This window comes from Pedobacter segetis (assembly GCF_016623585.1).
Taxonomy (GTDB): Bacteria; Bacteroidota; Bacteroidia; order Sphingobacteriales; family Sphingobacteriaceae; genus Pseudopedobacter; species Pseudopedobacter segetis.
In genome coordinates, this window is record NZ_JAEHFY010000010.1 from 138,361 (window position 1) to 151,893 (window position 13,533).

At 31.6% G+C, this 13,533-nt stretch carries 10 protein-coding genes; 5 read left to right on the plus strand and 5 right to left on the minus strand.

Annotated features, from left to right (window positions below):
• Positions 1 to 29 precede the first annotated feature (29 nt).
• Entirely contained in the window at positions 30 to 4,901 is a 4,872-nt protein-coding gene (gene porU2 / locus I5M32_RS08740) for a putative type IX secretion system sortase PorU2 (protein WP_200585843.1), read from the plus strand.
• On the opposite strand, the gene I5M32_RS08745 is transcribed toward porU2, so the two are convergent.
• Positions 4,886 to 5,842: a hypothetical protein gene (locus I5M32_RS08745; RefSeq protein ID WP_200585844.1), complete on the minus strand. Its 957-nt coding sequence runs from the start codon at positions 5,840 to 5,842 to the stop codon at positions 4,886 to 4,888. The genes porU2 and I5M32_RS08745 overlap by 16 nt on opposite strands.
• Before the next feature lie 10 nt (positions 5,843 to 5,852).
• Between I5M32_RS08745 and I5M32_RS08750 the strand changes: the two genes are divergently transcribed.
• Positions 5,853 to 6,518, plus strand: coding sequence for a class I SAM-dependent methyltransferase (locus I5M32_RS08750; RefSeq protein WP_200585845.1), 666 nt, complete (start codon positions 5,853 to 5,855; stop codon positions 6,516 to 6,518).
• On the opposite strand, the gene I5M32_RS08755 is transcribed toward I5M32_RS08750, so the two are convergent.
• Positions 6,501 to 7,955, minus strand: a complete 1,455-nt coding sequence (locus I5M32_RS08755) for an MATE family efflux transporter (protein WP_200585846.1) — start codon at positions 7,953 to 7,955, stop codon at positions 6,501 to 6,503. The two genes, I5M32_RS08750 and I5M32_RS08755, sit on opposite strands and share 18 nt — an antisense overlap.
• 317 nt (positions 7,956 to 8,272) lie before the next feature.
• On the opposite strand from I5M32_RS08755, the gene I5M32_RS08760 reads away from it, so the two are divergent.
• Both I5M32_RS08760 and I5M32_RS08765 read left to right on the plus strand, forming a co-directional pair.
• Positions 8,273 to 8,680, plus strand: a complete 408-nt coding sequence (locus I5M32_RS08760) for a hypothetical protein (protein WP_200585847.1) — start codon at positions 8,273 to 8,275, stop codon at positions 8,678 to 8,680.
• The gene (locus I5M32_RS08765) at positions 8,673 to 9,509 is read left to right on the plus strand and encodes a hypothetical protein (protein WP_200585848.1); all 837 of its coding nucleotides are present in this window, start codon (positions 8,673 to 8,675) and stop codon (positions 9,507 to 9,509) included. The genes I5M32_RS08760 and I5M32_RS08765 overlap by 8 nt, the downstream gene beginning before the upstream one ends.
• A gap of 2 nt (positions 9,510 to 9,511) precedes the next feature.
• Here the strand turns inward: I5M32_RS08765 and I5M32_RS08770 are convergent, their stop codons facing one another.
• The 3 genes from I5M32_RS08770 to I5M32_RS08780 all read right to left on the minus strand — a co-directional run bounded on the left by I5M32_RS08770 (position 9,512) and on the right by I5M32_RS08780 (position 12,322).
• A complete protein-coding gene (locus tag I5M32_RS08770) occupies positions 9,512 to 10,342 on the minus strand; it encodes a class I SAM-dependent methyltransferase (protein ID WP_200585849.1) in 831 nt (276 codons plus the stop codon).
• An 85-nt stretch (positions 10,343 to 10,427) separates the two neighbouring features.
• Entirely contained in the window at positions 10,428 to 11,393 is a 966-nt protein-coding gene (locus I5M32_RS08775; protein WP_200585850.1) for a hypothetical protein, read from the minus strand.
• 80 nt (positions 11,394 to 11,473) lie between these two features.
• Positions 11,474 to 12,322: an energy transducer TonB gene (locus I5M32_RS08780; RefSeq protein ID WP_200585851.1), complete on the minus strand. Its 849-nt coding sequence runs from the start codon at positions 12,320 to 12,322 to the stop codon at positions 11,474 to 11,476.
• A gap of 170 nt (positions 12,323 to 12,492) precedes the next feature.
• Between I5M32_RS08780 and fmt the strand changes: the two genes are divergently transcribed.
• On the plus strand, positions 12,493 to 13,410 hold the full coding sequence (gene fmt / locus I5M32_RS08785; protein ID WP_200585852.1) for a methionyl-tRNA formyltransferase: 918 nt from the start codon (positions 12,493 to 12,495) through the stop codon (positions 13,408 to 13,410).
• Positions 13,411 to 13,533 lie beyond the last annotated feature (123 nt).

The following is a 13,533-nucleotide window of genomic DNA, read 5'->3' on the forward strand; positions in this document are numbered from 1 at the left end:
AGGATTTAATTTTAATGTTAATCTAAACCATGCTTAAACGTTTTTCTGTTTTTCTTTCCCTAATAATGGTTTCTTTTTGCTCTTATGCGCAAAAGTATGGAAACGAGTGGATAGATTTCTCACTAAAATATTCTAAAATAACCATAACCGAAGAAGGTTTATATAAAATAACTTATGATGATGTGGTTTCTAAGGCGCTTCAAAACGGCGTTTTAGACCCCAATAAATTTCAATTATTTAACAAAGGGCTAGAAATACCCCTAAATATCACCGGAGCACAAGATGGTGTTTTTAACCAAGGTGATGAAATATATTTTTATGGGACTAAGAATAACGCTTCATTAGATAAAGTTTTATATACAAACCAAGCAGATTTACCTAATGATGATGTAAGTTTATTTACGGATGAAAATTATTATTTCTTAACATATAATCCATCAAAAAATGGATTGCGTTACCAAATCTATAATTTAAGCACCAATGGTTTAACACCAGAAAATTCTGTTATTGCAAATAGTAGGCTAAACTTCAACTCAAATTACTATCCTGGTGCCTATATATTAGATGCGATGAGTTTATCTGAATATATAGAAGGCGAGGGTTATTTGGGTGCTACTCTTTCAAAAGGTCAAACGGTCAATTATCAATTAAACACTTCCAATTATATTAATTCGGGGTATCAATCAAAAATTTCTTTTTATGTAGCGGGCAGGTCTAATGCCGCATCAACAAATAGCACCGGCAATAATCATCACTTTAGGGTTTCATTCAACAATTCTTCATTGTTTGATTCTTTGTACCGCAGCTACGGAACTATCAGGAAAACCACACCAATAAACATCAATTCTAGTGTAACCAATATCTCTTTTTCTTCGATAGATGATTTGGGAGCTGTGACAGATTTTCAAGCACCCGGATATTTGGAGGTCAATTACGGTAGGGACCTAAACTTGAATGGCCTAAAAAGCTTAAGTTTTAAGGTTGATACACCAAAGCCTTTAATGTTGTTGAGCTTTTCAAATATAAACCTGACAACCCCGCTTATTATAGAAAAGAATGGTATAAATCTTTTTACCAGTTCTGGTCCTGGCCAATTTGTGCTTAAAGATGCAACGCTAGGTACAGATTATTTACTAACGGATCAATCATTAGCCAAAGGTGTGGCTTTGAGCGATGTAACTTTTAAAAACATCAATACCAACACATCTAAGACTTATCTGATCATAAGCAATAATCTGTTGAAAGATGGGGCCGAAGCTTATCAAAGCTATAATCAATCCATAGGAATGCCAACTTCTGTTGTTTATACCGATGATCTTTACAATGAATTTTATTACGGTTTTCATCATCCTTTGGCCTTAAGAAATTATTGTAGATATATGGTTGACAAAGGGAATGTTAAACCAGAATATCTATTGTTATTGGGCAAAGGCCAAGAGTACCCGAAACTTTCTATCAATAACGACTTGGTGCCAACAATGGGCTTTCCCGCTAGTGATAATATGTTAACCTCGGGTTTAAATGGTAGCAATTTAGAACCTGGTTTGGCAACCGGAAGGATACCAGCAACAGAAAACCTAGATGTTCTAAATTATTTAGAAAAGTTAAAGGTTTATAACAACCTTCCGGATTCTTTATGGAGAAAAAAAATGCAGTTTATATCTGGCGGAAGAACTTTATCTGAAAATTTAAGCTTTCAGGGCTATCAAAATTCATTGGCGCAATTGGCAACCGGAGAGTTTTTTGGTGCGAAACCAGTTTATATCAAAAAAAATGTTAACAGCCCAGTAACAGAAAATTTTACAGACCTTATAGTTAAGGAAACCAAATTAGGCACAGGGTTGATTTCATATCTTGGCCATGGAAGTACAATTACCACTGAAATAATAATGGGCGAACCATCAACCCTTGGCAACCAGGATAAACCAACCATTTACCTTGTTAATGGTTGCAGCACTGGCAATGCCTTTACCGAGGTTAGATCTTTGGGGGAAAAATTTTTATTACAGAAAGATTTTGGGGCAGTGGCATGGATAGGCACAACGAGCGAAGGAGTGGCCTCTTATTTGAATGGTGCATCTTTAAAGTTTTATAATAATTGGTTTGTTTCTAATTACGGATTATCCTTAGCAAAAGGAATTAAGTATGGGCTAAACCTTTTCCAAAACAGTAACGATAAATTAAATTTAGCACATTTAAGGCAATATATACTTTTGGGCGATCCATACTTAAAATTTTATTCGTTGGATAAACCCGATTACAGTATAAGCACTACAGATATATTCCCTACAATACCTGATCAAAATGCCAACAATAAAAACTTGCAGCTAAGTTTAATAGTAAAAAACTTGGGCAAAAGTGTATCAGATAGTTTAGAAATCGAAATTACCAGAAACCTTCCTGATGGGTCTTCTGTTAAATACCCGATTTATAATGTTGCCCCAGTTTTTAATTCAGATACATTAAAGATAATCTTAAACAATGATATTAAGGGGATAGCAGGCAATAACAAAATTTCTATAAAGATAAATCCTAATAATAAGGTAGCTGAAAAAACTTTAACCAATAATGATGCCTCTATTGAGGTTTTTTTACCAAGTAATGGTTTAAATTTGATATTTCCTTTAAAGAATTCAATCGTTGGCAGCAATCAAATTTCATTAAAAGCAGAGCCAGACGATCTATTTACAAAAAACGCATCTTATTTATTTGAAATTGATACAATTCCCACATTTACATCTAGCTTTAAAGTATCTTCCCCGATAATTGTTGCCGATTTATTTCCAACTTGGGCTCCCAATGTGAACTGGGAAAACAATAAGGTTTACTATTGGAGAGCAAGGCTAAACCTCCCTTTAGATAAGGGTGGGCAATGGAGCCAAAGTTCATTTACTTATATCAAAGATGAAACTGATGGATATATGGTATCATCATACAATGAATTAAAAGATTTTGAATTAAATGGGATAGAAACCGGCTTAAATTATCTTCAATTTTTACCAGATGTGTTTTCTACCACTATCCAAACAAGAGGAGACAACGCCTCAAATTTAGAAGAAAGAAGGTTTAGATATGGGGGGCTGGGTCTAGGTTATTGTACTCCAGAATTCAGCGGATTGAGTATTGTTACTTATGACCCAGTAGTTACTGGCAAACGGTTTAGCTATCCAAGCCCTTATAATTGTAGTAATGATTCTGGCCCGATAATAGGCTATACAGGGCAATATTATTGGGACACAAACAATACAACAGAATTAGATTCTCTTTTAAGCTATTTAAGACAGGTACCAAATGGATCGAGGGTAATTGGTTATAATGGTTACAACGCTGCTTTTGACGAATTGCCAACAAGCATTAAGAATGAATTGAAGAATTTGGGGCTCTCTAAATTTGAAAATGTTAAACGTGGCGAACCTTATATGTTTTGGGGGGTAAAGGGGAGTTTGCCCGGAACTGCAATTGAAGAAACAGCAGATTATAATTCGACTATCAATCCTAAAGAACAAATTATAAAGAAATCTGTAGATTTGATCTACAAAAGCTCTAAAGGGTTTATTAAAAGCAATAAAATTGGGCCTGCAAAGAAATGGATAAGCTTTAATAGCAATTTTTTTAACAGAACATCAGACAAGACAACTTACACTATCATTGGCGTTGATAAAAACAATACAGAAAAGACCATTTATAATAATTTTGATGCAAATACCCAAGATTTATCCTCAATTGATGCAAATGCTTACCCATTTTTAAAATTAAAAACCAACTTTGAGAACAACGATTTAAGAAGCATACCACAGCTAAAATACATCAAGGTATCTTACCAACCGGTATCAGAGATCTCTTTTAATCCAGAATTTAAAAATGAATTTTACAGTAATGAATTACAAGAAGGTGATTCATTAAGATTAAGTTTTGGGCTTAGCAATCTATCAAAATATCAAACCGATCAAATTAACGTCTATTACCAACTGATTGTTAACAATAAAACCTTGCCAGAAAAATTAATAGATAAGATAGATAGTTTGAAACCATTTGAAAATTCATCTTTTAGTTTGATCGAAGACACTAAAAACCTAAGCGGGGATAATATAATAAAACTTAGTGCTAAGTATGAAAACCAAGAAGACGCATTTCAATTTAATAATTACGTCACAAAAGCCTTTACGGTAAAAAGGGATAACAAAGAGCCAATAGTTAATGTATTATTTGATGGAAAGAACATCATCAACGGAGAAATTGTTAGCCCTAGCCCTCTAATATCAATTACCAGTATAGACGAGAACAAGTTTCTTCTAATGAATGATACCACCAATGTGGATGTTTACCTAAGAGGATCTAAACAAGATGACTTTAAAAGGATAAACTACTCCTCAAAACAGTTAAACTTTATACCATCGGCAACAAAAGAATTAAACAAAAGCGTAATCAATTTTAAGCCCGATTTATTGCCAGATGATGTTTACACCCTAAAAGTTAAATCTAAAGATAATAGCGGCAATGGAGGTAACCTACCAGATTATTTAACCGAGTTTACAGTAGTAAATGAATCTTCCATAAGTAATTTCTATCCCTACCCAAATCCTGTGGTAAATGAAATGAGGTTTGTTTTTACCTTAACGGGAAGCAAAATCCCAGATAAAATAAAAATCCAAATTTTGACATCTAGCGGCAAAGTTGTTAGGGAAATCAATAAAAATGAATTAGGCAATTTAAGGATCGGTAACAATGTAACCGATTTTAACTGGGACGGAACAGACCAATTTGGGGATAGACTAGCAAACGGAATTTATTTTTACAAAGTGAGCGTAGAAGATAACGAAAAAGGCGAATTTAAAACAAGGAAGACATCTAACACGCCTTTTTTCAAAAACAACATTGGCAAAATTTACCTATTAAAGTAGTTTAAAAGCTTAATTGTGTAATATTTTAGTTTTCTTTTTAGATTCTTAATGCTGATTAGTTGTTTTTTGTGAAATACAATATAATTAACTTGAAGCTGGGGCTTAAACCTTGATTTAAACTCTGCTATAGACCTTATGTTGGCACCCATATAATCTAAATTCAAATAATGTAAGTGATCTAAAAAGTTTAGTACCTCTACGTATAAAAAACAATTAACAAATTTTCTGATATCAGATTCCGGGATTTTTCTAAGTAGGAAATATGCTTTTTTATTAGCACCATCATTTAACAATATGGCCGATCCCAGCTTCTTGCCTTCCTTAATAACAGCAAATTGAAAGATCATCCCTAAAGAATGAAGGTTTACAAGCCAATCTTTCATTCTATTGATCTTAAAAATCGGGAGGTTAAAGCTTTTTAATTGTTCTTTAAATAAAGGCCAATCTAGTTCTTCTGAAGAATGGTCTAAAAAACTTAGGCCCAAATCCAAAGATCTTTTGTAATTATTTAAAACATCTTCAGCAAAATTTTTAGATCCTGTTTTCTTGATAAAGGTATGCCTAATCCTGATATCAAAATCTAACCACATAAAAGGTCTAATGTCTGTTAAACTTAATGGCAAACAAAGTTCAACCTTATTGTAAGTCTGTTTTAAAAACAACAAGCACTCTACCAAGGCGTCCCTACTTTGTTTGCTTTCTAAATTGTCACTTACCCAAACGCCAGAATAAAACAGGAATGAAGATGGGAGCACTATATCGTTACCTTTAATAAATAATGCCAATGCGATTAGCGGAGTGCTTTTTTTATAAAAAACAAAGTACTTTAAGTTTGATTTGTTAGCTTTAGCCGTGGCAAGTAAAAATAACGGATCGTAAAAAACCTCTTTGCTAGATTTTGTTATTCTAGAAAATTCTTCTGTAGCAACTTCATTAACCATAATTAAAGCGATGATAAAAAATTTATTGAGGAAATTTATTGAGAAAAGAGGTTACATTATTTATAAAAAACCGGTTTTTTTTGATGATAAAAATGCTTTTGATTATAACTCATCAACAAATACGGATAAATTTTATATTTCTAAAACAAACTTAAAAAAATATCTCAATAAAAGTAGAATAGCGGCGTTTGGAGAAATCATAGCCCTTGCAAAAAAAAACATTGACAAAAATCCATTGAAGGTTTTAGATGCGGGGTGCGGTTGCGGATTTTTAACAACTTTAATAAAAGAAAATTTCAAAGATGCCGAAGTTATGGGAATTGATTATTCTGAGGTTGGCATAAGGTACGCAAAAGAAAAATTTAACAATATCGTTTTTAAACAAAAAGACCTTTATGAAGCATTGGACTGCAAATTCGATTTGATCTTCTGTAGCTCTGTTTTAGAACACCTGAAATTTCCTGAACTGATCATCACTAATCTTACACAAGCATTAAACCACGGAGGAAAAATAATCATTACTGTACCAAACGGTAGGATAGATTTTTTTGAAGGCCATATACACTTTTGGAGCCCCGAGAGCTGGGAGCTATTTTTAAACAAGACCCTCCCAAATAATTCACATAAATTACAACTGCTTAAATCTAAACCTGATATACTAACCATCATTAGTTAGATAGCTTCTGATAGATTTTTTCTTTATCAAGAGAATAAAAACCGCCCAAACCGTAATCGAAACGTAGAATGATGATTTGGGCATTATTTTATCGAAAATGCAACTCAAAAATATCGCAGATATGCAAAGTATTAGCGTGTTTTTAAAAATTATAAAATATGGGAACATAGCAAAAACATTAGTTTTTAACACCCTTGCACTGTAAACGTTAACCAAAAATATATAGGTGTAATTGGTGATAACTGTAGCTATAACCAAGCCTAGGATGCCCAAGTAATGGTACAATATCATAGATAAAATTACGTGTAAAATCAGTTCTACAAATTGAAAATAGAAGATGTATTTTGTTTTGTTAGAGGATAGTAAAACATCATGATGGCTACAAACACGTAATAACCCTATCATAGAATAAATAGCAAACAGATAAGAATAGTTAGCGTAAATGTTTCCGAAAAAAATAGAAATTAGCTCTTTGTGCCAAACTACAATTGCCACAGATAGGGGCAAGACGATATCGATTACCTTTGAGATATAATCGAACCTAAGCTTTATCAATTCTTGGTAGTTTTTTTTTTGAAACGCAAGAACCATCCCCGGCAAAGCTATAGTGAAGTAGGATAAATAAACGTTGCCTACAAACGGCACATCAGATGTAACATTTGTAAAAACTGCAAAGTTGATCGGACTTGCGTTATTTAAGCTCAAGATCAGCTTACCAGTGTTTGCTATAAAAAAACTTGATATGGTGCTAAAAAAAAGGGGAGTTGAATAGTTCATTAAATTTCTTTGTAAAACAACATCTATTCTCCAGCTTTTTACGCCCATAAAACTACTCTCTAATATCATCCAATTTACCGCAGTTATAAATATCTGAATTACAGCATTTAACAATAATATATTTGTTAAATCCATAGACAAATAGGTAAAAATCAAGAAGAGCGTACATCGTAAAATTTGGATAACTATGTTATACTTGATATATGGTAAGTATTTTTTATACACCAGCGCAATATTTAGATCAATTACAGAAAAGCCTGTAAACAGCACATAAAGACCTATGGAAAGTATCTCTGTTAAATTTAAGCCATTCTGGTTTTTAAAAAAGACTATAAATATTGTAGCAAAAATTATTAAGGAAACGGTTAACAAGATAATCTGAAAAATCCTTACCTGCTTAATTAAGGTTTCTCTTTTAGAATAAAAAGATTCTAGGTTGAGATAATAATACACGGTTTGAGAAAATCCCGCACTGCCAAACTGGATTATTAACCCAGCGTAAAGTAATATCTCTCTTAATTTGCCATAAATACCTGGGGATAAATTATGCGATAAAATGACCAAACTTAAAAAAGTAAATACAGATAGCAGAGAATTTCCTAACACTAAAGAAAATCCTTCATTTCTAACTACTTTTTCAAAAATTTTATTTACGGTCATTTACTACAAAAATCAACTCAAACAGATGTTTTCAAGGTATGAAACAAATTTAAAAATAGATTATATTTCATGATACATTTGTCAAGTATTTGGATTTTTTACACATCTTTGTTTATGACCTAAGAACCTAAATTTACGGTTATTCTTAATGGTAAAAACTGTTTTATTTTAGAATTAATATGAATTTTATTTCTTTTTTATCAATCACTAAAAAAAAATGGAAAGTTTTTCATTCCTTTTCAATTATATTTATTGTGGGTACTTTGGTTTGCTCTTTTATAGTTAGGCAATCAGTTGCTCCTTTTTATATATTCTCTATGTATTCATATGTTTTTCCGAAAGATTCTTATATGTCTAGCTCAAAGATTATCATCAACGGTAAAGAATTCAACACTTTCAATTTACTAAAAGCCAAAGGAGATATTATAAGAGGAAACGTGAAAAGATTCATTTATCTAAAAAACAACAAGGGTAAAGACAAATATTACTATAAATTAAAGCAAATGACTGGGAATAAACTCCCCGACTTTTTTTACCAAAAGATTTTTATCTCAAACAATACAGAAACCCTATTTACAAAATGGCTTAAACCTTTTGTAGAATCACAGTACCATAACAAGATAAAAAGCATTAAAATTTATTCTATAGATTTTCTTCTAGATAAAGACAATCGCCCGTATATAAATAAAAGCACTTTGGTTTTAAATCAAAAATTTGATGACTGAAACTATAGATAAGAACCAAGTTAAAACAATTGTTTTTTGTGGTTATCTTATACTTTTAAGCTATAAATTTTTCAACGGAGAATTGCTGTATCAACACACTTATCCTCCGTATAATTATCCAGTTTTAAATATACCTTATTGGTTGTTTTTATTAACTGGGATTAAAAATTTAATATTTAATCATATTTTTTTGAAAATAGTGATTACTTGTACATTATTTCTTTCAAGTATTTTATCGATCATAAAAAAAGAAAGCACTTTGTATCCGAAGATATTCTGTTTTTGTATCTGGATTTACCAATTTTCTTACTATTCTATTGTCGCATATCAACATTTCGATATCGGTATACTGTTTCCTTGTTTACCATTTATTTTCAAGGACAACATGAAATTTTCTATATCATTTAATTTCGGAAGATATTTTTTTTGTGGCTTATATTTTTTGGCCGGAATATTAAAAATTTTCAATGGTGGCGTTTTTAATGTCTATCAGATGAGGGATAGTATTTTAATGACGTGTTTAGACTTTATGTATTTTAATCCCAATAGTTTTAAAACTGAAATTATGAGCTTTTTCATTCAGAATTATATTTTAGGTTATTTTTTATATTTAGGGGCTTGTATATTAGAGATCAGTTTTATTTTAGGCTTTTTTGGCAAAAAATACGATCTGTATTTATTTATTCTTTTTTTAGTTTTTCACTTTTCTAACTATCTATTGTTAGATATTCCTTTTACCAACCATTGTATTATATTAACTTTTTTATTACCAGTAAAAAATTACATGGGCAATAAAACCCATCATCTAAAACCAAGCTTAAGATCATAAGATTATCTTTTCTCATAGACCAAAATCGAAGTAAATAATCTGTTTTTTGTATAGAGATTATAGAGTTTTTTTATAAGAACTCTGGCAAAAGGGAAATAAAATATAATTTTTTTTGTAAGATTGATAAATCCATACCTCCCTGGAGAGAGCAAATATTGTTTAGATAGTAAATCTTCAGCCAAAGAAATTAATAGCTTCTCTTTTAAATTAAAATTAAATTTTTGTGAGATGTATTCAGGAGTTGGTTCTCCTATAAATTGAATATGCTCCGGTATGTTCCAATCAAAACCATTTATCTTTCTAAAACCCTTTTTCATTAATCCTGTTTTTATGATTAACAAACCTTTCGGTTTTAACAACTGATCAATTCTTAAGAAAAATGCTTTTAAATCTGGTATATGAGAAATTACATTAATTAGCACCGCAACGTCAAACTTTTCTGTAACTGTATAGTTTTGGATCTCGGTTTCTAGAATTCTACCATTTGTAATCTTTCTTGCATATTTTGCTCTATTAAAATCGTTTTCTATACCAACGATTTTTTTGACACCTAATCTTTTACATTCTTTTAAAAAAGCACCGCAACCACAACCAATATCTATAACAGAATTCTTGTTTATAATATGTTTAGCAATAAGGGGTAAGAAATATTTAACCGATTGGATTTCGCCTTCATATTGCTTGTCTAGTGATAGGGGATTTCTGTCATAATCTTTCTGCTCATAAGGATTTATATAATGAAGTCCGCAATTTTCGCATGATAATAATTGGTATTTACCAAAATTAAAATTGAATTTATTTTTGCTTGAATTACATAAAGGACAACTCATCATAAGCATTTTATTATTTTAAATATCAACGATGTTTAAATTTGAACATATTACTTCAAATATGTTTTTGATCTTTTTAACTTTTACCTTATCTAAATCTTAAAACTTTATGGATTAAGTGATTAATTTTAGACCAATTTTTTTTGTTTTTTGCATTAAACTCAGCATAAAAAACCTCGTAATAGCCCTCTAAACTAGGTAAAAAATTACTTTTATATTTAGAGATGCTTTTCATATTTGCTCCTAAAAAATCAACTTTTAAAATATCCTTTTGCTTAAGCCTATTTAGAGCATTATCATACAATAACGTGGGCAATCCTTTTCGGTAGTGTTTATCTTCTACTAAACCCATTAAAGCAAAATAGGCCAATTTAGATTTATAATCAACAATTGTAAGTATCGAAGTAATAAAACCATCATCGTCATAAACATTAAAAACTTCTAATTGATTGATTTCTTTTAAGCCCTTAAAGTATGAGACATATAACCGCAAATCATTTTTTTTTACTCCGAGTTTTACCAAATCATTATTATAAAAGTCCCAATTAGGTGCCCAATCGCAATTTTCATTAAAAGAATATTTTTTATTATGATGGTTTAAAATCCTTTTAATGTTTCTATTGTAAGTTAATTTTTGTAAATCTTTTTCATAAGTATATTTTAACCTAATATCAAAGTTATTCCAAATAAAAGGCCTTACATCCTTCAGTTTTGTTGGTAATCTTAGTTTAATTTCTTTGTATTTTTTTTGAAGTTCTTTAATTAGAAAACTCCATGCTTCAATCTGATTCCAAGATTCTTTAGAGGTTTCCTTTTCCCAGATATATTGATAGTAATAATGGTTAGGACTAACAACTTTATTTCCCTTAATAAATAAAGGGACAGCTAAAATTGGTTTATTGTTAAACAACACTACCCTAATATCTAAATCGCAATTATAAACCGAAGTCGTAGTTTTTAGAAAAGTCTCAGTACCAAAAACATTCACTTCTGAATATTGATTTATAAATAACTCCCAATCATTTACATCAATATTTAAGAAGCTATAGCTCATAATTTTACTCGGTTTTTTTCAACAAAAAAAAAACCACTCACAACAAAGTAAGTGGTTTTTAAAATTACTATTATTTTCTTTTAATCCAACCTAAATACGATTGGCATTACGTAGCTTACCCTAACCGGCCTGCCGTTTTGTATGCCAGCGCTCCACAATGGCGATTTTCTGATCACCCTTATCGCTTCCTCATCGCAGCCTGCTCCAATTCCCCTTAAAATTTTAATATCGGTAATTGCTCCGTTTTTTTCGACAACAAAAGACACGGTTACCCTTCCCGTTACGTTTGCATCTTTAGCCATTGAAGGATAATTCAAATTTTTATTCAAAAACTTTGCCCAAGCAGCCATTCCGCCCGGGAATTCTGGCATCCTTTCAACTAAATTAGCATCATAAGTTTCGCTATTACCACTTTCTTCTGTGGTACCATAATTGTTTTTTCCGTTTTCTGCACCTCCATTTGTACCTTCCTCAGCATTTTTACCAACTTTGGTAACAGTGCTTATAATACTGTTTTTTAAATCGGTTTCCGTTGGTAACTGAAGATCTATTTTTGGCTGATCCACGGGTTTTATGTTTCCACTGTAATTGATAGTTTTAACGTCCTCTATGTTTTGGGTTTGTTTTGTTTCTGCCTTTTGTATTGGCTCTTGTTTTTTAATGGGGTCTTTAATCAATTCTACCTCGGTAATAATTTCTGGGGTTATGAGGGCAGAAATCGGTTGATTGCTTTTCACAACGTTTGGTTTGGCTTTAAATGCAGACAAAAGAAAGAAACCAAGCAGCAACGCCATGGCAACAATTAAAGCTTTCATTAAATAATTACCAGATTCTTTTCTTAACACATAAGCACCGTAAGATTGGTTTCGGTTTTCGAAAATAAGATTGAGCCACTCAACCTTGTTTACATTGATTTTTGAGAATAACATAGCGATAAGGGTTTAAAAATTTTTAATTATAACGATACAATATTTTAAATATTATTTAATTGTAATATTAATGATACAAAACTTTCTTTTTGATAAAACAAGATTTCTTGTTTAGTTTTTTCATTAAGATATTTTTCTATTTCTTTGCAGTTCATCTTTTTTAAATTCTTATGAGGATCGTTTTTATGGGTACGCCCGATTTTGCCGTTGCATCTTTAGCTGCTCTTTTAAATGCTGGTTTCGATATAGTTGGGGTGGTTACTGCGCCAGATAAACCTGCCGGAAGGGGCCAGAAGTTAAATGAATCTGCCGTGAAAAAATATGCAATGGAAAATAATTTAAAGGTTTTGCAACCAGAAAAACTAAAAAACCCTCAATTTATTGATGAACTAAGAAGTTTAAATGCCGATCTGCAGGTGGTTGTAGCTTTTAGAATGTTGCCAGAAATTGTTTGGGATATGCCACAGAAAGGAACCATAAACCTCCATGCTTCTTTATTGCCACAATACCGTGGTGCTGCTCCAATTAATTGGGCAATCATAAATGGGGAAAAAGAAAGTGGCGTTTCTACTTTTTTCTTAAAGCAACAGATCGATACCGGTAATGTGCTATTTACAGAAAAATTAGTGATTGCCGATGATATGACAGCGGGCGAGCTGCATGATGAATTAATGGGATTAGGTGCCAATTTATTGACAAAAACCGTTAAAGCTGTAGAAAATAACGATTATCGGGAGAAACCTCAAGAAAGTTTTAACGATCAAGACCTTAAACACGCTCCCAAAATTTTTAAAGAAGATTGCAAAATTGATTGGAATTTAGTCAATGATGTGGTTTATAATAAAATTAGAGGTTTAAGCCCCTATCCTACCGCATTTACCCAGTTTTTGGATAAAGGGTTAAAGATTTACAAAGCCTCCAAAGAAAATACCGAACCTGGCATCTCTGCCGGTGCTTTTTTGAGCGATGGAAAAACTTATTTAAAATTTGCCACTAAAAACGGGTTTATAAGCGTTAAGGAAATTCAACAAGAAGGGAAAAAGAAAATGTTTATTGAGGATTTTTTAAGAGGGATAAGGTTAGATTGATCATTTTTTTTGAAATTTTGTTGAAGTAAAAATACCTGGGTTAAATAAACGGGATTGTAATGGAAAGCCCGCAGCATTGGATGGTGCTTTGGGAAAAAGCGGACTTGTAATGTAAAGCCCGGC

Bases quoted from the DNA above. Each gene is read 5' to 3' on its own strand.
- porU2 (WP_200585843.1), top strand. From the start codon at position 30: ATGCTTAAACGTTTTTCTGTTTTTCTTTCCCTAATAATGGTTTCTTTT.
- I5M32_RS08745 (WP_200585844.1), bottom strand. From the start codon at position 5,842: ATGGTTAATGAAGTTGCTACAGAAGAATTTTCTAGAATAACAAAATCT.
- I5M32_RS08750 (WP_200585845.1), top strand. From the start codon at position 5,853: ATGATAAAAAATTTATTGAGGAAATTTATTGAGAAAAGAGGTTACATT.
- I5M32_RS08755 (WP_200585846.1), bottom strand. From the start codon at position 7,955: ATGACCGTAAATAAAATTTTTGAAAAAGTAGTTAGAAATGAAGGATTT.
- I5M32_RS08760 (WP_200585847.1), top strand. From the start codon at position 8,273: ATGTATTCATATGTTTTTCCGAAAGATTCTTATATGTCTAGCTCAAAG.
- I5M32_RS08765 (WP_200585848.1), top strand. From the start codon at position 8,673: ATGACTGAAACTATAGATAAGAACCAAGTTAAAACAATTGTTTTTTGT.
- I5M32_RS08770 (WP_200585849.1), bottom strand. From the start codon at position 10,342: ATGATGAGTTGTCCTTTATGTAATTCAAGCAAAAATAAATTCAATTTT.
- I5M32_RS08775 (WP_200585850.1), bottom strand. From the start codon at position 11,393: ATGAGCTATAGCTTCTTAAATATTGATGTAAATGATTGGGAGTTATTT.
- I5M32_RS08780 (WP_200585851.1), bottom strand. From the start codon at position 12,322: ATGTTATTCTCAAAAATCAATGTAAACAAGGTTGAGTGGCTCAATCTT.
- fmt (WP_200585852.1), top strand. From the start codon at position 12,493: ATGAGGATCGTTTTTATGGGTACGCCCGATTTTGCCGTTGCATCTTTA.